Source organism: Enterobacter sp. PP-008-ECC_S150, assembly GCF_045257065.1.
Lineage (GTDB): Bacteria > Pseudomonadota > Gammaproteobacteria > Enterobacterales > Enterobacteriaceae > Enterobacter > Enterobacter chengduensis.
This window is the reverse complement of record NZ_JBJHHG010000005.1, coordinates 126,934-146,428: the sequence shown is the minus strand read 5'-3', so window position 1 is coordinate 146,428 and position 19,495 is coordinate 126,934. Positions and strand designations below refer to the sequence as shown.

At 56.0% G+C, this 19,495-nt stretch carries 19 protein-coding genes; 5 read left to right on the top strand and 14 right to left on the bottom strand.

Annotation, left to right across the window (positions count from 1 at the left end):
- Nucleotides 1-23: 23 nt before the first annotated feature.
- The 3 genes from ACJBF3_RS08160 to pepA all read right to left on the bottom strand — a co-directional run bounded on the left by ACJBF3_RS08160 (nt 24) and on the right by pepA (nt 4,953).
- Nucleotides 24-2,879 (bottom strand): valine--tRNA ligase, encoded by a 2,856-nt coding sequence (locus ACJBF3_RS08160; RefSeq protein WP_045329710.1) that lies wholly within the window; start codon nt 2,877-2,879, stop codon nt 24-26.
- Nucleotides 2,879-3,322 (bottom strand): DNA polymerase III subunit chi, encoded by a 444-nt coding sequence (gene holC / locus ACJBF3_RS08155; protein WP_008502815.1) that lies wholly within the window; start codon nt 3,320-3,322, stop codon nt 2,879-2,881. The genes ACJBF3_RS08160 and holC overlap by 1 nt, the downstream gene beginning before the upstream one ends.
- 119 nt (nt 3,323-3,441) lie before the next feature.
- Nucleotides 3,442-4,953, bottom strand: coding sequence for a leucyl aminopeptidase (pepA, locus tag ACJBF3_RS08150; protein ID WP_032642395.1), 1,512 nt, complete (start codon nt 4,951-4,953; stop codon nt 3,442-3,444).
- A gap of 266 nt (nt 4,954-5,219) precedes the next feature.
- Here pepA and lptF point away from each other — a divergent pair, with 266 nt between their 5' ends.
- The 5 genes from lptF (at nt 5,220) to mtgA (ending at nt 11,479) form a co-directional block, all read left to right on the top strand.
- Complete coding sequence (gene lptF / locus ACJBF3_RS08145) at nt 5,220-6,320, top strand: LPS export ABC transporter permease LptF (RefSeq protein ID WP_045329713.1); 1,101 nt, start codon at nt 5,220-5,222, stop codon at nt 6,318-6,320.
- Nucleotides 6,320-7,402 carry an LPS export ABC transporter permease LptG gene (gene lptG / locus ACJBF3_RS08140; RefSeq protein WP_045329715.1) on the top strand — a complete coding sequence of 361 codons (1,083 nt, stop codon included), beginning with the start codon at nt 6,320-6,322 and terminating at the stop codon, nt 7,400-7,402. Before lptF ends, lptG begins: the two co-directional genes overlap by 1 nt.
- Nucleotides 7,403-7,537: 135 nt before the next feature.
- Nucleotides 7,538-9,871, top strand: a complete 2,334-nt coding sequence (gene arcB / locus ACJBF3_RS08135) for an aerobic respiration two-component sensor histidine kinase ArcB (RefSeq protein ID WP_045329717.1) — start codon at nt 7,538-7,540, stop codon at nt 9,869-9,871.
- Nucleotides 9,872-10,103: 232 nt separating this feature from the next.
- Complete coding sequence (gene elbB, locus ACJBF3_RS08130; protein ID WP_045329763.1) at nt 10,104-10,757, top strand: isoprenoid biosynthesis glyoxalase ElbB; 654 nt, start codon at nt 10,104-10,106, stop codon at nt 10,755-10,757.
- Nucleotides 10,754-11,479 carry a monofunctional biosynthetic peptidoglycan transglycosylase gene (mtgA, locus tag ACJBF3_RS08125; RefSeq protein ID WP_045329719.1) on the top strand — a complete coding sequence of 242 codons (726 nt, stop codon included), beginning with the start codon at nt 10,754-10,756 and terminating at the stop codon, nt 11,477-11,479. The genes elbB and mtgA overlap by 4 nt, the downstream gene beginning before the upstream one ends.
- Nucleotides 11,480-11,518: 39 nt before the next feature.
- On the opposite strand, the gene npr is transcribed toward mtgA, so the two are convergent.
- The 11 genes from npr to ACJBF3_RS08070 all read right to left on the bottom strand — a co-directional run bounded on the left by npr (nt 11,519) and on the right by ACJBF3_RS08070 (nt 19,438).
- A complete protein-coding gene (gene npr, locus ACJBF3_RS08120; protein ID WP_003861872.1) occupies nt 11,519-11,791 on the bottom strand; it encodes a PTS phosphocarrier protein NPr in 273 nt (90 codons plus the stop codon).
- Nucleotides 11,788-12,642, bottom strand: coding sequence for an RNase adapter RapZ (rapZ, locus tag ACJBF3_RS08115; protein WP_014885397.1), 855 nt, complete (start codon nt 12,640-12,642; stop codon nt 11,788-11,790). The genes npr and rapZ overlap by 4 nt, the downstream gene beginning before the upstream one ends.
- Before the next feature lie 45 nt (nt 12,643-12,687).
- Entirely contained in the window at nt 12,688-13,179 is a 492-nt protein-coding gene (ptsN, locus tag ACJBF3_RS08110) for a PTS IIA-like nitrogen regulatory protein PtsN (protein ID WP_008501443.1), read from the bottom strand.
- Between the two features lie 82 nt (nt 13,180-13,261).
- Entirely contained in the window at nt 13,262-13,549 is a 288-nt protein-coding gene (gene hpf / locus ACJBF3_RS08105; RefSeq protein ID WP_008501444.1) for a ribosome hibernation promoting factor, read from the bottom strand.
- 22 nt (nt 13,550-13,571) lie between these two features.
- The gene (gene rpoN / locus ACJBF3_RS08100; RefSeq protein WP_045329720.1) at nt 13,572-15,005 is read right to left on the bottom strand and encodes an RNA polymerase factor sigma-54; all 1,434 of its coding nucleotides are present in this window, start codon (nt 15,003-15,005) and stop codon (nt 13,572-13,574) included.
- A gap of 47 nt (nt 15,006-15,052) precedes the next feature.
- On the bottom strand, nt 15,053-15,778 hold the full coding sequence (gene lptB, locus ACJBF3_RS08095; protein WP_023309359.1) for an LPS export ABC transporter ATP-binding protein: 726 nt from the start codon (nt 15,776-15,778) through the stop codon (nt 15,053-15,055).
- 6 nt (nt 15,779-15,784) lie between these two features.
- The gene (gene lptA, locus ACJBF3_RS08090) at nt 15,785-16,339 is read right to left on the bottom strand and encodes a lipopolysaccharide ABC transporter substrate-binding protein LptA (RefSeq protein ID WP_023309358.1); all 555 of its coding nucleotides are present in this window, start codon (nt 16,337-16,339) and stop codon (nt 15,785-15,787) included.
- Nucleotides 16,308-16,883, bottom strand: coding sequence for an LPS export ABC transporter periplasmic protein LptC (lptC, locus tag ACJBF3_RS08085; protein WP_032642380.1), 576 nt, complete (start codon nt 16,881-16,883; stop codon nt 16,308-16,310). Before lptC ends, lptA begins: the two co-directional genes overlap by 32 nt.
- On the bottom strand, nt 16,880-17,446 hold the full coding sequence (gene kdsC / locus ACJBF3_RS08080; RefSeq protein WP_045329722.1) for a 3-deoxy-manno-octulosonate-8-phosphatase KdsC: 567 nt from the start codon (nt 17,444-17,446) through the stop codon (nt 16,880-16,882). The genes lptC and kdsC overlap by 4 nt, the downstream gene beginning before the upstream one ends.
- A 14-nt stretch (nt 17,447-17,460) precedes the next feature.
- Nucleotides 17,461-18,447, bottom strand: coding sequence for an arabinose-5-phosphate isomerase KdsD (gene kdsD / locus ACJBF3_RS08075; RefSeq protein WP_023333606.1), 987 nt, complete (start codon nt 18,445-18,447; stop codon nt 17,461-17,463).
- 13 nt (nt 18,448-18,460) lie between these two features.
- The gene (locus ACJBF3_RS08070) at nt 18,461-19,438 is read right to left on the bottom strand and encodes a calcium/sodium antiporter (RefSeq protein ID WP_045329726.1); all 978 of its coding nucleotides are present in this window, start codon (nt 19,436-19,438) and stop codon (nt 18,461-18,463) included.
- Nucleotides 19,439-19,495 lie beyond the last annotated feature (57 nt).

The following is a 19,495-nucleotide window of genomic DNA, read 5'->3' as shown; positions in this document are numbered from 1 at the left end:
CCTGAAGCGTAAGGGGTAAAGCATTACAGGGCAGCGATAACCGCCTGCTGCTCAATCAGCTTGGTCTTCGCATCGGCGAAGGCAACCAGACGCTCACGCTCTTTGGCAATGACCGCTTCCGGCGCGCGGGCAACAAAGCCTTCGTTCGCCAGCTTGCTTTCGATTTTGCCAATTTCCACGTCGACTTTCGCCACTTCTTTCGCCAGACGCGCCAGCTCGGCGTCTTTGTCGATCAGGCCCGCCATCGGGATCAGCAGCTCGGCACCGTCGATGATTTTGGTCACGGAAACCGGACCTTTGTCATCCGCAGGCAGCACGGTGATGCTTTCCAGACGCGCCATGGTCTTGAGGAAGGTGTTGTTCTCGGTGACGCGACGAACGGCCGCTTCGCTGCAGCCGCGCAGCAGCAGCTCCAGCGGTTTGCCAGGGGCGATGTTCATTTCAGCACGGATGTTACGTACCGCCACGATCGCCTGCTTCAGCCACTCGGTATCCGCTGACGCTGCTTCATCCACTTTCGCCGCATCGAATTCCGGGAACGGCTGGAGCATGATGGTGTCGGCGTTGATGCCGGCAATCACCTTCACGCGCTGCCAGATGGTTTCGGTGATGAATGGAATGACCGGATGCGCCAGGCGCAGCAGGCCTTCCAGAACGGTAATCAGCGTGTTGCGCGTGCCGCGCAGTTCCGACTCAGTACCGCCGTTCATCACCGGCTTAGCCAGCTCCAGATACCAGTCGCAGAACTGGTTCCAGGTGAATTCATACAGGATGCCCGCCGCGATATCGAAGCGGTAGCTGTCCAGCGCCTCGCGGAACGCTTTCACCGTCTGGTTGAATTCCGCCAGGATCCAGCGGTCTGCCAGAGACAGGGTCATTTCACCGCCGCTGAAGCCGCAATCCTGATCTTCGGTGTTCATCAGCACGAAGCGGCTGGCGTTCCACAGCTTGTTACAGAAGTTACGGTAACCTTCCAGACGCTTCATGTCCCAGTTGATGTCGCGGCCGGTGGAGGCCAGCGCCGCCAGGGTGAAGCGCAGGGCGTCGGTACCGTGAGACTCGATCCCGTTCGGGAACTGCTTCTCGGTGCGCTTGCGGATTTTTTCAGCCAGCTGCGGCTGCATCATGTTGCCGGTACGTTTTTCCAGCAGCTCTTCCAGCGAGATACCGTCAACCATGTCCAGCGGGTCGATAACGTTACCCTTGGATTTGGACATCTTCTGGCCTTCATCGTCGCGGATCAGACCGGTCATGTAGACGGTATGGAATGGAACCTGCGGCTTGCCGTCTTCGTCTTTGATGAAGTGCATGGTCATCATGATCATGCGGGCGATCCAGAAGAAGATAATGTCGAAACCGGACACCATCACGCTGGTCGGGTGGAACTGACGCAGCGCGTCGGTGTTCTCAGGCCAGCCGAGGGTGGAGAAGGTCCACAGCGCGGAGGAGAACCAGGTGTCCAGGACGTCTTCATCCTGACGCAGCGCAACGTCCGCGCTCAGGTTGTTTTCCTGACGCACTTCGTCTTCGCTGCGGCCAACATAAACGTTGCCTTCGTTGTCGTACCAGGCCGGGATACGGTGGCCCCACCACAGCTGGCGGGAGATACACCAGTCCTGAATATCGCGCATCCAGGAGAAGTACATGTTTTCGTACTGCTTCGGCACGAACTGAATGCTGCCGTTTTCAACGGCTTCCACCGCCGGTTTTGCCAGCACGTCGGCACGGACGTACCACTGGTCGGTCAGCATTGGCTCGATCACTACGCCACCACGATCGCCGTACGGCACGGTCAGATCGTGAGGTTTAATCTCTTCCAGCAGGCCGAGGGCGTCAACGGCAGCCACGATGGCTTTACGCGCGGCAAAGCGCTCCAGCTTCTGGAACTCCGCCGGGATGTCGCTGGAGTAAACGTCGGATTCGTTGCCTTTGGTGTCGTACACTTCTGCGCTTTCGCGGATATCGCCGTCGAAGGTCAGAATGTTGATCATCGGCAGGGCGTGACGACGACCCACTTCATAGTCGTTGAAGTCGTGCGCCGGGGTGATTTTCACGCAGCCGGTGCCTTTTTCCATGTCGGCGTGTTCGTCGCCCACAATCGGAATACGGCGGTTTACCAGCGGCAGCACCACGAATTTGCCGATCAGATCTTTATAGCGCGGATCTTCCGGGTTAACGGCCACGCCGGTATCGCCCAGCAGGGTTTCCGGACGGGTGGTCGCGACCACCAGATAATCTTTACCGTCTGCGGTTTTTGCGCCGTCGGCCAGCGGATAGCGGATGTGCCACATGGAGCCTTTAGACTCGCGGTTTTCCACTTCCAGGTCAGAGATGGCGGTGCGCAGTTTTGGATCCCAGTTGACCAGGCGTTTGCCACGGTAAATCAGGTCTTCTTTGTACAGGCGCACGAAAACTTCTTTTACGGCATTGGACAGGCCTTCGTCCATGGTGAAGCGCTCGCGCTCCCAGTCCACGGAGTTGCCGAGGCGGCGCATCTGACGGGTAATGGTGCCGCCGGATTCCGCTTTCCACTGCCAGATTTTGTCGATGAACGCGTCGCGACCATAGTCGTGGCGGGTTTTACCTTCTTCAGCGGCAATCTTACGCTCAACCACCATCTGGGTTGCGATACCCGCGTGGTCCGTCCCCGCCTGCCACAGGGTGTTTTTACCCTGCATGCGCTGGTAGCGGATCATGGTGTCCATGATGGTCTGCTGGAAAGCATGACCCATATGCAAACTGCCGGTGACGTTCGGCGGCGGGATCATGATGCAGAAGGACTCTTTGCTTTCGTCGCCGTTAGGCTTGAAATAGCCCTGCTGTTCCCAGTGCTCGTAAAGCGGCTGTTCGATATCGCGTGGGTTATATGTCTTTTCCATTATTTCCAGGTTGCCGTATTCAGGTTAAAACCAGCCAGGCGGTACGCTTTATAGCGTTCGCGCGCCAGTTGTTTCAAAGATTCTTCGTAGGGGACAAAGTCTACCACTTCTGTGAAAGCGGTGGCAAAATCTGCAAAATCTATCCGCAGGCTAATCAGAATATCGCGCGCGCTGCTGTTGCGCTTTTGCGGCCAGGCAATTTCAACCGGTGCGCCACCGCGCGGGCCTTCGCCCGACAGGTTATGCGGCACAAAACTCTCCGGCGGGCGCGCCCACAGCGCTTCATCCAGGCGAATGGCCTGCTGTTCATCTTCGCAGGCAATCAGAACGCGCTTGCCCGCGCGCCAACGTTCTGCGGCAATCTCACACACCAGCTGTTCAACGGCGCTTAGGCCATCCTGATGGGTGTCGTTGTCCAGAAGGTAGAACGTTGCATTCTTCATATATGGGGCTTCTTGTATTCGGATTCAAATGCAAAGCCGGGTGGCGCTACGCTTACCCGGCCTACGGTTGAGTGGCATGGTAGGCCGGGTAAGGCGAAGCCGCCACCCGGCGTTTTACATTACTCGTCGCCGTTAAAACCCGCACGGTTCAGCAGGAACTGCGACAGCAGCGCCACTGGACGACCGGTTGCGCCTTTGGCCTTACCGGAGCGCCATGCGGTGCCCGCGATATCCAGGTGCGCCCAGTTGTACTTGCGGGTGAAGCGCGCCAGGAAGCAGCCTGCGGTAATTGCACCGCCAGGACGTCCGCCAATGTTCGCCATATCCGCAAAGTTAGACTCCAGCTGATCCTGGTACTCGTCACCCAGCGGCAGACGCCATGCGCGGTCCCCGGCCTGCTCTGAGGCACCAATCAGCTCGTGCGCCAGCGGGTTGTGGTTCGACATCAGGCCGGTAATGTGGTGGCCCAGCGCAATCACGCAGGCACCGGTGAGGGTCGCGACGTCAATCACCGCTTCAGGCTCGAAGCGCTCAACGTAGGTCAGCACGTCACACAGCACCAGACGGCCTTCGGCGTCGGTGTTCAGCACTTCAACGGTCTGGCCGGACATGGTGGTCAGGACGTCACCCGGACGATAGGCGCGGCCGCCAGGCATGTTTTCGCAGCCCGCCAGGACGCCAATCACGTTGATGGGCAGCTGAAGTTCCGCGACCATGCGCATGACGCCGTAAACCGCCGCCGCACCGCACATGTCGTATTTCATCTCGTCCATGCCTTCGGCTGGCTTGATGGAGATACCGCCGGAGTCGAAGGTCAGGCCTTTACCGACGAGCACGACAGGACGCGCGTCTTCGGATGGATTGCCTTTGTACTCAATGACCGACATCAGGGATTCATTCTGCGAGCCGTTACCGACCGCCAGGTAAGAGTGCATGCCCAGCTCTTTCATCTGCTGTTCGCCGATGACGCGGGTAATGACGTTTTTGCTGTAGGCGTCGGCCAGCTGGCGCGCCTGAGAGGCCAGGTACGCCGCGTTACAGATGTTAGGCGGCATGTTGCCGAGATCTTTCGCCGCTTTAATGCCGGCAGCGATTGCCAGACCGTGCTGGATCGCGCGTTCGCCGCTGGTCAGCTCGCGACGGGTTGGCACGTTAAAGACCATTTTACGCAGCGGACGACGCGGCTCGCTTTTGTTGGTTTTCAGCTGATCGAAGCTGTAGAGGCTCTCTTTTGCGGTTTCGACCGCCTGACGCACTTTCCAGTAGGTGTTACGCCCTTTGACGTGCAGCTCGGTCAGGAAGCAGACGGCTTCCATTGAGCCGGTATCATTCAGCGTATTGATTGTTTTCTGAATCACCTGCTTATACTGACGTTCATCCAGCTCGCGTTCTTTGCCGCAGCCAATCAGCAGAATACGCTCTGACAGTACGTTCGGAACATGGTGCAGTAACAGCGTCTGCCCAGGTTTGCCTTCCAGTTCGCCGCGGCGCAGCAGGGCGCTAATATAGCCGTCACTGATTTTATCGAGTTGTTCGGCGATCGGGGAGAGTCGGCGTGGTTCAAAGACGCCCACAACGATGCAGGCACTCCGCTGTTTCTCCGGGCTACCACTTTTTACACTGAACTCCATGCACTACGCTCCTGAATCTTAAAGACAACGGCGGCTGCTACGGATAGAATTGAAACCTTTCGTAACTCATGTCCGCTGTTGTGGTGACTTCGTGTTAATCTTACGTTACTACGGTTTCGACACGTCAGAAAAAGTCCTGAAGCGTGAATCCGCTGGATGTTTTAATCTTAGCGATGATTTCGACGACTCAAGAGAATAAATGACGTTTAAGCCATGAAACAAGCGAAATTCCTGCAAAGAGACGGGTTTTTACGGGCGTATTTAAAGTGATAATCATAAGATATCTGGTGCGGGAGACGCTCAAAAGCCAACTGGCGATCCTCTTCATCCTGCTGCTGATTTTTTTCTGTCAGAAGCTGGTTAAGATCCTCGGTGCGGCCGTTGACGGCGAAATTCCAACAAATCTGGTGCTTTCCCTGCTTGGTTTAGGGATCCCGGAAATGGCGCAGCTCATCCTGCCGCTAAGTCTTTTCCTTGGCCTGCTCATGACGCTTGGGAAACTTTACACCGAGAGTGAAATCACGGTGATGCATGCCTGCGGCCTGAGCAAAGCCGTCCTGGTGAAAGCGGCCATGATACTGGCGCTGTTCACGGGTATCGTTGCGGCGGTCAATGTGATGTGGGCGGGCCCTATGTCTTCCCGTCATCAGGACGAAGTGCTGGCCGAAGCGAAAGCCAACCCCGGCATGGCGGCGCTAGCCCAGGGGCAGTTCCAGCAGGCGACCGACGGCAACTCCGTGCTGTTTATCGAGAGCGTTGACGGCAGTAAATTCAACGACGTATTCCTGGCGCAGCTGCGTCCGAAAGGTAACGCACGTCCTTCGGTGGTGGTTGCAGACTCCGGTCAGCTTGCTCAGCGCAAAGATGGTTCTCAGATCGTGACGCTGAACAAAGGCACCCGGTTCGAAGGCACCGCGATGCTGCGCGACTTCCGTATCACGGATTTCCAGAACTATCAGGCCATTATCGGCCACCAGGCGGTGGCGCTCGATCCCACGGATACCGAGCAAATGGACATGCGTACCCTGTGGAATACCGATACAGACAGAGCGCGCGCTGAGCTCCACTGGCGCATAACGCTTGTCTTCACCGTGTTTATGATGGCGCTGATTGTCGTCCCTCTGAGCGTGGTGAACCCGCGCCAGGGACGCGTGCTCTCTATGCTGCCGGCGATGCTGCTTTATCTGATCTATTTCCTGCTGCAAACCTCGATTCGTTCTAACGGCGCGAAGGGCAAGCTGGACCCGATGGTCTGGACATGGTTCGTCAACAGCCTGTACATCTTACTGGCGCTGGGATTAAACCTGTGGGATACGGTGCCTGTGCGCCGCATACGTGCCCGATTCTCGCGTAAAGGAGCCATCTAATGCAGGCGTTTGGCGTTCTCGATCGCTATATCGGTAAAACCATTTTTACCACCATCATGATGACGTTGTTCATGCTGGTGTCGCTCTCCGGCATTATCAAATTTGTCGATCAGCTGAAAAAAGCCGGGCAGGGGAGCTATGACGCGCTGGGCGCGGGGATGTATACCCTGCTCAGCGTGCCGAAAGATGTGCAGATCTTCTTCCCGATGGCGGCCCTGCTGGGCGCGCTGCTGGGACTGGGAATGCTGGCGCAGCGCAGCGAGCTGGTCGTTATGCAGGCCTCAGGCTTTACCCGCATGCAGGTTGCATTGTCGGTAATGAAAACCGCGATCCCCCTGGTGCTGTTGACCATGGCGATTGGCGAGTGGGTTGCGCCTCAGGGTGAACAGATGGCGCGTAACTATCGTGCTCAGGCCATGTACGGCGGTTCGCTGCTCTCGACTCAGCAAGGTTTATGGGCGAAAGACGGTAAAAACTTCGTCTACATCGAACGGGTTAAGGGGAATGACGAGCTGGGTGGCGTGAGCATTTACGCTTTCGATGACCAGCGTCGCCTGCAGTCCGTACGCCACGCCTCGTCGGCGAAGTTTGACGCCGAGCATAAGCAGTGGCGGCTGTCCCAGGTGGATGAATCTGACCTGACCGATCCGAAACAGATCGCCGGTTCCCAGACGGTAACCGGTACGTGGAAGACCAACCTGACCCCCGATAAGCTCGGCGTTGTGGCGCTGGATCCTGACGCGCTTTCCATCAGCGGGTTACACAACTATGTGAAATACCTGAAGTCGAGCGGACAGGATGCGGGGCGTTATCAGCTCAATATGTGGAGCAAAATCTTCCAGCCGATGTCCGTGGCGGTAATGATGCTGATGGCGCTGTCGTTTATCTTCGGCCCACTGCGCAGCGTGCCGATGGGCGTGCGCGTCGTGACCGGCATCAGCTTCGGCTTCGTGTTCTACGTGCTCGACCAGATCTTCGGTCCGCTGACGCTGGTGTATGGCATTCCGCCGATGATTGGCGCGCTGCTGCCAAGCGCCAGCTTCCTCCTGATCAGCCTCTGGCTGCTGCTGAAGCGATCCTGATTGACCTCTCCTCGCTTCCGGTTCGCCGGGAGCGAGGCTAATCTCCTGTTTCACCCCGCACTTTTTCTCACAACCTTCAACGCCTCGCCCTGAATTTGAGTATTATTGAGCGATAACGTCGTGAAGGGATCCTCTATGAAGCAAATTCGAATGCTCGCCCAGTATTACGTCGACCTGATGATGAAGCTTGGGCTGGTGCGTTTTTCCATGCTGCTTGCGCTGGCGCTGGTCGTTCTGGCCATTGTCGTGCAAATGGCCGTTACCATGGTTCTGCATGGCCAGGTCGAGAGTATCGACGTCATCCGCTCCATCTTCTTTGGCTTGCTTATTACGCCCTGGGCGGTCTATTTCCTTTCCGTGGTGGTGGAACAGCTGGAAGAGTCCCGCCAGCGCCTGTCGAAGCTGGTCGATAAGCTGGAGGAGATGCGCGATCGCGACCTGAAGCTCAACGTCCAGCTCAAGGACAATATTGCGCAGCTGAACCAGGAGATCTCAGACCGCGAGAAGGCGGAGGCCGAGCGTCAGGCCACGCTGGAGCAGCTGAAAATCGAAATGAAAGAGCGCGAGGTGACGCAGATCCAGCTTGAGCAGCAATCCTCTTTCCTGCGCTCGTTCCTCGATGCGTCGCCGGATCTGGTTTTCTACCGTAACGAAGATAAAGAGTTTTCCGGCTGTAACCGGGCGATGGAGCTGCTCACCGGCAAAAGCGAGAAGCAGCTGATTCACCTGAAGCCGCAGGACGTTTACTCAGAAGAGGCGGCGGCCAAGGTCATGGAGACGGATGAAAAAGTCTTCCGCCATAACGTCTCGCTGACCTATGAACAGTGGCTGGACTACCCGGACGGACGCAAAGCCTGCTTTGAGATCCGTAAGGTGCCCTATTATGACCGCGTGGGGAAACGCCACGGCCTGATGGGCTTTGGCCGCGATATCACCGAACGTAAGCGCTATCAGGATGCCCTGGAGCGCGCGAGCCGCGACAAGACCACCTTCATCTCGACCATCAGCCACGAGCTGCGTACGCCGCTTAACGGCATTGTCGGGCTGAGCCGTATTCTGCTGGATACCGACCTGACCGCAGAGCAGGAAAAATACCTCAAGACTATCCACGTCTCAGCGGTCACGCTGGGTAATATCTTCAACGATATTATTGATATGGATAAGATGGAGCGCCGTAAGGTTCAGCTTGATAACCAGCCTGTTGATTTCACCAGCTTCCTTGCCGATCTGGAAAACCTGTCCGGCCTGCAGGCGCAGCAGAAGGGGCTGAGTTTTGTGATGCAGCCCAACCTGCCGCTGCCGCATAAAGTGGTGACTGACGGCACGCGTCTGCGCCAGATCCTGTGGAACCTGATCAGCAACGCGGTGAAATTTACCCAGAAGGGACAGGTCGCGGTGCGCATCCGCTATGACGAAGGTGACATGCTGCACTTCGAGGTGGAGGACTCCGGGATTGGTATTCCGCAGGAGGAGCAGGACAAAATCTTTGCCATGTATTACCAGGTGAAGGACAGCAACGGCGGGAAACCAGCGACCGGGACGGGCATTGGCCTGGCGGTGTCTAAACGGCTGGCGAAGAGCATGGGGGGCGATATCACCGTGACCAGCCTGCCGGGCAAAGGCTCAACCTTCACCCTGACGGTGCACGCACCAGCGGTGGCGGAAGAGGTAGAGGATACCTTTGAAAACGACGATATGCCGCTGCCTGCCCTGCACGTCCTGCTGGTGGAAGACATTGAGCTGAACGTGATCGTGGCGCGCTCCGTGCTGGAAAAACTGGGCAATAGCGTGGATGTCGCGATGACCGGAAAGGCCGCGCTCGAAATGTTTAAACCGGGCGAATACGATCTTGTCCTGCTGGATATTCAGCTGCCCGATATGACCGGGCTGGATATCTCGCGTGAGCTGACGCGTCAGTATGCGGCCGACGAACTGCCGCCGCTGGTGGCGTTGACGGCGAACGTACTGAAAGATAAAAAAGAGTATCTCGATGCCGGTATGGACGATGTACTCAGCAAGCCGCTGGCGGTGCCTGCTCTGACCGCTATGATCAAAAAGTTCTGGGATACCCACGATGAAGAGGAGAGCACCATGACGTCTGTTGATAGCGCAAAAGCCCAAACGATACTCGATACCGCGATGCTGGAGCAGTACATCGATCTGGTGGGTCCGAAACTGATTACCGACGGCCTGGCGGTGTTCGAAAAAATGATGCCGGGCTATCTGAGCGTGCTGGAATCAAACCTGACGGCGCGTGACCAGAAGGGCATCGTGGAAGAAGGCCATAAAATTAAAGGTGCTGCCGGCTCGGTTGGGTTACGCCATCTGCAGCAGCTGGGTCAACAGATTCAGTCGCCTGATTTACCTGCATGGGAAGATAACGTGGGTGATTGGGTTGAAGAGATGAAGCAAGAGTGGCAAAACGATGTTGCGGTGCTTAAAGCCTGGGTCGACGCCAGAAAAAAATGACCCCGGCTAGACCGGGGTGCGCGAATACTGCGCCAACACCAGGGAAATCGTGGCTGCGCCTGTTTTTAAACGTTATTTTCGAAAGGGCGCTGCCTGAAAAATTTAGGCCGCACGCAGATAAGATAGCAAATCTTAAATGGTTTGTTACATGAATCAGTGAAATGTGTGAAGCATAGCGTTTTAATCAAAACTATTAATGTGCTTCAGCAAGTTGCAGAAAAGGATTGTCATGATGAAAAAGATTGGTGTCGTGCTGAGCGGATGCGGTGTTTACGATGGTTCTGAGATACATGAAGCCGTCATTACGCTGCTGGCCCTGGCTAAGCAGGGGGCAGAGGCGATCTGTTTTGCGCCTGATAAAAATCAGGCGGATGTGATTAATCACCTGACCGGCGAGCCGATGGCGGAAACCCGTAATGTACTGATTGAGGCCGCGCGTATTGCGCGCGGCGATATCCATCCTCTTATTCAGGCAGACCCTACTGAGCTTGATGCGCTCATTGTGCCGGGCGGGTTTGGCGCGGCCAAAAATCTCAGTACCTTTGCCGCGCAGGGGGCGGAGTGCCAGATCGATCCTCATCTTAAAGCGCTTTCGCAGGCCATGCATGCGGCAGGAAAACCGCTGGGCTTTATCTGCATCGCGCCGGCCATGCTGCCGAGGATTTTTGATTTCCCGCTGCGCCTGACGATCGGGACGGATATTGATACCGCAGAGATCGTCGAGGAAATGGGGGGCGAACACGTCCCGTGCCCGGTTGATGACATTGTGGTTGATGAAGATAACAAAATTGTCACCACGCCAGCCTATATGCTGGCGAGTAACATCGCTGAGGCTGCCACCGGTATTGAAAAGCTGGTGGCCCGCGTGCTGGTGCTGACGGAATGAGGCGACACGCTTCCGCTGGAAAATGGGTGAAATACCTTCTTTTGCGCATCGTGCTCGTGCTGGCGGTGTTCTGGGGCGGCGGACTGGCGGTGTTCAGCATTTTGCCCGTGCCGTTCTCTGCCGTGATGGTTGAGCGTCAGCTCGGCGCCTGGTTCAGCGGCGATTTCGGCTATGTTGCCCACTCTGACTGGGTGAGCATGAACGAGATTTCTCCGTTTATGGGGCTGGCGGTCATTGCGGCGGAGGACCAGAAATTCCCGGAGCACTGGGGGTTTGACGTTGCGGCCATTGAGAAGGCGCTGGCCCACAACGAACGCCATGAAAATCGCGTGCGCGGTGCGTCAACCTTGTCGCAGCAGACGGCCAAAAATCTGTTTTTGTGGGATGGTCGAAGCTGGGTGCGTAAAGGGCTGGAAGCGGGGTTAACCCTGGGGATGGAAACGATCTGGAGCAAAAAAAGGATCCTGACCGTCTATCTCAACGTCGCTGAGTTTGGCGACGGTATTTTTGGTGTCGAAGCTGCCGCCCAGCGGTATTTCAATAAGCCCGCCAGCCGTCTGAGCATGTCAGAAGCCGCGCTATTGGCGGCGGTTTTACCGAATCCCATCCGCTTTAAAGCCAGTGCCCCATCGGGATACGTGCGAAGCCGGCAGGCGTGGATCATGCGCCAGATGAATCAGCTGGGCGGAGAAGGGTTTATGCAGCGTAACAACTTAATGTAGGGCGGGTAAGCGCAGCGCCACCCGCCGACGTGGCGAGCGTTAGTCTTCGTCAAACCCGGCGTTAAACAGGGCAATCACCGCCGCCAGCGCTTCCTCTTCCTGAGGGCCGGTGGCTTCGACTTCAATCTGGCGCCCTTTGGCAGAGTCCAGCATCAGCAGCGCGATAACGCTGTTCGCCTCCGCCTCGGTGCCTTCGTCATTGCGCAACAGAACCTCTGCATCGAAACCCTGCATCAGCTCAAACAGCTTCATCGCCGGGCGCGCGTGCATACCCAGCTTGTTGGTGATCTCAACGGTTTGTTTTACGGTCATGTTTTACGTTTTTCCAGCGTGCGATGACGGGACTGAACGTTCTTTCCGCGCGAGCGGAAATAGTCGGCCAGCTGTTCGGCGATGTAAACCGAACGATGTTTACCGCCGGTACAGCCAATCGCCACCGTCAGGTAGCTACGATTGTTTGTCTCCAGCATAGGTAACCATAGCTCAAGGTAGCTTCGCGTCTGGTAGATAAAATTGTGAACTTCTGTGTGCCGGTCGAGGAAGGCCGCGACGGGTTTATCCAGGCCGGTCATGGGACGCAGCTTTGGATCCCAGTGCGGGTTGGGCAGGAAGCGCACGTCGAAAACATAATCCGCGTCGATCGGAATACCGTGCTTAAAGCCGAAGGATTCGAACACCATCGTCAGTTCACGCTCTCGCTTGCCCAGCAGCCGGGTACGCAGCATTTCCGCCAGCTCGTGAACGGACATCTCAGAGGTGTCGACAATCAGGTCGGCACGAGAGCGCAGCGGCTCCAGCAGGTCGCTCTCTTCATCGATCGCGCTCTCCAGAGAGAGATTCTTACTGGAAAGCGGGTGCAAACGACGGGTATCGCTGTAGCGGCGAATCAGCGTATTGCGATCGGCATCGAGGAACAGCAGCTGAGGCGAGAACGCGTCAGGCAGGTTGCTCATGGCCTGTTCGAAGATCTCTGGCGATTCCGGCATGTTACGGACGTCGATACTGACGGCGGCAGAGGTTTGTCGCTCTGCAAGCGTGCGGGCCAGGTCAGGCAATAGCACGACCGGCAGGTTATCGACACAGTAAAAACCCATGTCTTCCAGGGCGCGCAGAGCAACGGATTTCCCCGACCCTGAACGACCGCTGACAATCATCAGCACCATGTTCCGTTTCTCCTCAGGACAACAGATGTGAAGGCCATCTCCTGGTTATGCATCATCCTGATTGCCTTCTGCTTCGGTGATAATTTGATACAGCTCTTCATCACTTTGGGCCGAGCGCAGTCGACGGCAAATGGTTTTATCGGCCAGACGCTTAGCGACCAGCGACAGCGTATGCAGGTGGGTTTTCGTCTGATCGGCAGGCACCAGCAGCGCGAAGAGGAGATCGACGGGCTGGTTATCAATAGCATCAAAAGCGATGGGTGTTTCAAGCTGCACAAACACCCCCACGGCACGCAGGGTATCCTCTTCCAGTTTGCCGTGCGGGATCGCGATGCCGTTGCCGATACCGGTACTGCCCATTTTTTCACGGGTCAGAATCGCTTCGAAAACCACCTGCGGCGGCAGGCCCAGCTGTTTTGCGGCCAGTTCACTGATGATCTCCAGCGCACGTTTTTTGCTCTGGCAGTGAACCGCACTGCGGGTACATTCCTGGTTAAGGACATTGCTCAGTTGAAGAGCGGAATCGTTGTTCATCATAATTTCACCTAAGCGCTAACTGTACAAATGGCCTGTTGTGTTTCACAACAGGCCGTCCTGCACCCGTTAACTGCCCGGACAATTAGTGTTGTTTCAGTTTATCTTTATGTTTATTGAGCTGTCGCGCAAGCTTATCAATCAAGCCGTCGATAGCAGCGTACATGTCTTGCCCTTCCGCACTGGCATGCAGTTCACCCCCGTTAACATGCAGGGTGGCATCCGAGATATGAGTCACTTTCTCCACTTTCAACACAATATAGACCTGATTGATCCTTTCGAAATACTGTTCGAGTTTTGCAAACTTCGCGTTTACGAAGTCGCGTAAAGCCTCAGTAATTTCGACGTTTTGTCCAGTGATGTTGAGCTGCATAGTGTCTTCCTTATCGGTTGTGTCAGACCAGCTGTTTACGCTGGTTGGACGGCGGAATGGATAAAGACTCTCGATACTTCGCAACAGTACGGCGCGCCACCATAATACCCTGATCGGACAGCAGGGTGGTTAACTTACTGTCGCTTAGCGGCTTCGCGGGGTTCTCCGCGGCGATCAACTTCTTCACCAGCGCGCGAATGGCCGTTGACGACGCTTCGCCGCCGCCCTCGGTATTCACATGGCTGGAGAAGAAATACTTAAGCTCAAAAATACCGCGTGGACTGTGCAGATACTTCTGCGTGGTGACACGGGAAATGGTTGATTCATGCATCTCGACGGCCTGGGCGATATCCGCCAGCACCATCGGTTTCATATACTCTTCGCCCTGCTCAAAAAAAGCCTGCTGCTGTTCGACAATACAGCGGCTGACGCGCAGCAGCGTATCATTTCGACTCTCCAGACTTTTGATCAGCCATCGCGCTTCCTGAAGATTGCTGCGAATATATTGATTGTCGGAGTCGTTACGCACGCTGGTGCACATGGAGGCATACTGCTGGTTGATTTGCAGCCGAGGGATGCTGTCTGAATTCAGTTCAACGACCCAGCGGCCGTTGTGTTTCCTGACCAGCACATCCGGGATCACGTATTCCGGCTCGCTGGTCTGGATCGACTGCCCCGGGCGCGGATCGAGCGACTGGATCAGATTCACCGCTTCTTTGAGCACCTCTTCCTTCAGACGCGTAACGCGCATCAGGGAGCGGAAATCGTGGTTTGCCAGCAGATCCAGATGATCGCTGATGATTAAGCGCGCCTCGTCGAGCCATGGCGTCTCTTTGCTGAACTGAGAGAGCTGGATCAGCAGGCAGTCGCGCAGATCTTTTGCGGCTACGCCTACCGGATCGAAACGCTGGATGCGCTTCAAAACGGCTTCAACTTCCTCAAGCTCGATATCGTCGTCGCCCATGCTTTCCAGAATATCGTCCAGGGTGACGGTCAGATAGCCGGTGTCGTCAACGGCATCGACAATGGAGGTGGCAATCGCGCGATCGGTGTCGGAGAAAGGGGTGAGCTCCACCTGCCACATCAGGTAATCCTGTAGCGACTGGGTGGTTTCTCCCTGATAGACCGGTAGCTCATCGTCCTGGTAGTCCGCACGCGTACCGGAAGGGGTTCCGGCGGTGTAGATTTCATCCCAGCTGGCATCCAGCGGAAGCTCGTCGGGCATCTCTTTTTGTTCGAGTGCATCCGCGGTGTCGAGCGCTTCTGTATCCTGCGATTGCTGGGTGTCTACCTCGTCATGAAGATCGGTTTGTTCCAGCAGGGGGTTGCTGTCCAGCGCCTGCTGGAGCTCCTGCTGAAGTTCTAACGTGGACAGTTGCAACAGGCGAATTGCCTGCTGTAGCTGCGGCGTCATCGCCAGTTGTTGGCTGAGCCTTAATTGCAAACCTTGCTTCATGTTCAGAGCATTTTTCTCCGGTTCGGCGTTACGTTACCTCTACCCTATCAGAGTCTGAAGTCTTCCCCAAGATAGACGCGCTTAACATGATCGTCTTCGAGGATCTGCTGCGGCGTACCGTGGGCGATCAAATTGCCCTGGCTCACAATATACGCGCGTTCACACACGGCCAGCGTTTCACGGACGTTGTGGTCGGTGATCAGTACGCCAAGCCCGCTGTCGCGCAGGTGTTCAATGATGCGTTTAATGTCGATAACGGAGATCGGGTCAACGCCCGCAAACGGTTCATCCAGCAGGATAAATTTCGGGTTGGCGGCCAGCGCGCGAGCAATCTCGACGCGACGACGTTCCCCCCCGGAGAGCGCCTGGCCGAGGCTGTCACGCAGATGCTCAATGTGGAACTCTTCCATCAGCTCGTTGGCACGATCCTGACGCTGTTCGCTGGTCAGATCGTTACGAATTTGCAGGACCGCCATCAGGTTATCGTAAACGCTGAGACGACGGAAAATGGACGCTTCCTGCGGCAGATAGCCGATCCCGCGACGCGCGCGCGCGTGCAGCGGCAGCAGGCTGATGTCTTCATCGTCAATGATAATGTTGCCGGCATCGCGCGGCACAATCCCAACGACCATGTAGAAGGTGGTGGTTTTACCCGCACCGTTAGGGCCAAGCAGCCCTACAATTTCGCCGGAGTTGACGGTCAGACTGACATCTTCCACGACACGGCGGCCCTTATAGGCCTTCGCGAGATTTTTTGCAGTTAATGTTGCCATAACGAATTAGTTACTCTTCTTCTGTGCCGGGGCCTGGCCTTTGCCTTTGTCCTGCAGCTGCGACGGAACCAGTACGGTCGTAACGCGTTTGCCTTTCTCGCTCGAGGCCTGCATTTTTTGCTCTTTCACCAGATAGGTGATCTGGTCGCCGGTAATGTTGCTGTCCAGCTGTTCCAGATACGCATTTCCGGTCAGGATGACCAGGTCCTTCGCCAGCTCATAGTGCATATGCGAGGCGTGGCCTTTCACCGGCTTGCCGTTGTCCTGCATCTGGTAGAAGGTGGCCGGGTTGCCGTAACCATCAATGATCTCTTTGCCCTGCTCGCCACCCGGACGGGTCACGACCACTTTATCGGCGTTAATTTTGATCGTCCCCTGGGTCATGACGACGTTACCCGTGAAGGTAACAACGTTCCCCTGCATATCGAGAGACTGAGTGTCAGACTCGATATGGATCGGCTGGTCGGTATCGCCCGTTACAGCAAGCGCGGGGAGACTGGTCGCCAGCATCGCGCTGGCGATAATTACTTTAAGGCTGAGTTTGTTTGTTTTGAATTTCATAGGAGGTTCTAACCTTTTCAATCAGCTCGGCGTTTTTGCTGCGTAAGTTCCCGCGCATTCTCAAACCGCTGGAATTAAATGTTGTGCCATACAGTGTGACCAGATCCTGCGAGGTCACGTCTTGGGTAACCAGGTTGATCTGAGCATTATCCGTCGTAATTTTTCGCAGTTGCGAGTCAGCGGTCAGGGCGTTGACTTCAACGTGGCCATACAGATAAAGCATACGGTCATTTGTCAGTTTTGCCCGATCTGACTTAATTGACCACGTCGGCACTTTGTCTTTATCAAATGTGGTCATGACGGGCTGGGTAAACCATGAAACACCGTCATCTGAAAAATATTCAACATGCTGAGCAATCAGGCGATAGTTCAGAGCGCCTTCCGGGCTATAGACCACGGTGTCGCTGTGATCGCTTTTATAGGTTGGATCGTTATTGTTGATCGCTTCCGTTTGCGTTTCGTCGCGATCGGCAAGGTTCACGCCAATCAATACCAGGGCGACAAGCGCAAGCAAAATGATAATCCAACGTCTGGTTTTACTCATATCGATTGCCCTTTGGCCTCATCAAGCTTGCCCTGCGCCAGCAGAAGCAGATCGCAGACTTCACGGACGGCACCGCGGCCACCGTTAATGTGGGTAACGTAGTCCGCGCGCGGGATCAGCAGCGGATGCGCATCCGCAACGGCGATACTCAGCCCGACTTCAGCCATCACCGGCCAGTCAATGAGATCGTCCCCGACGTAGGCCACGTTTTCCGGTGCGATAGCCAGTTTACCCAGTAAATCCCTAAACGCCGCCATTTTATCGGATTGCCCCTGATAAAGATGGGTAATGCCTAAGGTTTCACAGCGATCTTCTACCAGTTTAGCGTTTCGTCCGGTGATGATCGCCACCTCAATACCGGAGGTGAGCGCACAGCGGATACCGTAGCCGTCGCGAACGTTAAACGCTTTCAGCTCTTCACCGTTATTGCCCATGTAGATCAGGCCGTCGGAGAGTACCCCGTCCACATCCAGGATGAGCAGACGAATGTTTTCCGCCTTTGCCATCATTTGGGTACTCACCGGGCCATAACAGGTTGCAAGGGATGCACCCGCATTACTCATTGTCTTATCCTTCATTACACTACGCCTGCGCGCAGCAGATCATGCATATGTACCACACCCAGCAACTGGTCGCCATCGGCAACCATAACGGAGGTGATATGGCGGGACTGCATCAGGTTCAGCACATCCACTGCCAGCGTACCCGGACGCACGCGGATACCGCCCGGCGTCATCACATCGGCAATGCCGAGCGTGCGGACATCGACACCCATGTCAAACACGCGACGCAGGTCGCCATCGGTGAAGATCCCCTGAATTTTCATGAGATCGTCGCACACCACCGTCATACCCAAATTCTTGCGGGTGATCTCCAGCAGCGCATCACGCAGGGAGGCCTCTTTACTGACGTGAGGGATCTCATCCCCGGTGTGCATAATATCGTTTACCCGCAGCAGCAGCTTGCGCCCCAGCGCACCGCCCGGGTGGGAAAGCGCGAAATCTTCCGGCGTAAAACCGCGGGCTTCCAGCAGCGCGACGGCAAGCGCATCCCCCATTACCAGCGCGGCGGTGGTGCTCGACGTCGGTGCCAGGCCGAGCGGACAGGCCTCCTTGGGCACTTTCACGCACAGGTGAATATCGGCTGCACGCGCCATGCTACTTTCTGGACGGCTGGTCATGCAAATAAGCGGTACCTGCAGTCGCTTCAGCACCGGGATCAGCGCCAGAATTTCATTGGACTCACCGGAGTTGGACAGCGCGATGACGATATCCTGCGGCGTGACCATACCCAGGTCGCCGTGCGCGGCTTCCCCCGGATGGACAAAGAAGGAGGAGGTTCCGGTGCTGGCAAACGTGGCCGCCATTTTGCGCCCAATGTGGCCGGACTTGCCCATCCCCATCACCACGACTTTGCCGGCACAGTAGAACATCTTCTCACAAGCCAGACTAAAATCCTGATTAATGTACTGATCTAACTGCGCCAGACCTTCACGTTCAATCTCCAGAACCTCTTTGCCTGCCTTCTGAAAGTCAAAACCCGGCTGCAATTCTATTTGCGACATAATGCGTTTCCGTTTACCCAGAGAGAAGAGGCGAGAGCCAGTACAGCATCGCCATCCATACGATAAATCCACCCGTCAGCAGCGCGCCTGCGCCTTTGCCGATCTGTCGTTGCCGCCGCCAGCAGAGCAGGGCAAATATCACGCTGACCAATAACATCACGCCGTAGTCGCGTGAGAACGCCAGAGGATTAAAGTGCCCTGGCGTAATCAGGGCCGGCAGACCCATCACAATGGCGATATTAAAAATGTTAGAACCGATGATATTACCAATGGCAATGTCATCCTCACCTTTACGCGCTCCGGCAATGGCCGTGGCCAGTTCCGGCAGGCTTGTACCGATGGCAATCACCGTCAGCCCAATGGTCAGTTCACTGATGGCGAAATAGTTCGCCAGCACCGTCGCGTTATCCACGACCATGCGCGTGGCCATCGGCATGATGATCAGCGCAACGCCAAGCCAGAGCAGGGCGACAGGCAGCGTGCCTTCCCGCGGCAGTTCGGCAACCTGCTCGCGCGTGAGGCTGTCCTGGCCCTGCTTCTCAGCCAGACGGGCGATTTTAACACTATACAGCAGCCAAATGACGGCCAGCGCCAGCAGGAAAATGCCGTCGCTGTAGCTCAGTACCCCATCGTAAAATACGCAGCCTGCCAGCAGGCTTACAATTAACATTAGCGGCAATTCACGGCGCAGAACATCAGAATGCACGCGAAATGGATGGAGCAGGGCGGCCAGGCCTAAAATCAAGAGTATATTGACGATATTAGAGCCAATCGCGGTGCCTACCGCGAGGTCTAGCTGACCATGCAGCGAAGCCGTAACGGAGACGATGATTTCCGGAAGTGACGTTCCCACGCTGACCACGGTCATCCCGATGACGACAGGCGGTACGCCCGTCAGACGACAGAAGATAGATGCAGCAAACACTAAACGGTCAGCACTGTAGACCACCAAAAGTAAACCAATTATTAACAGTGCTGTTGCTAAAAGCATCAAAAGTCCTTTCTTCAGGTATACTCGTCGGTCCATCGCGCGGGAATGGCTGGACTG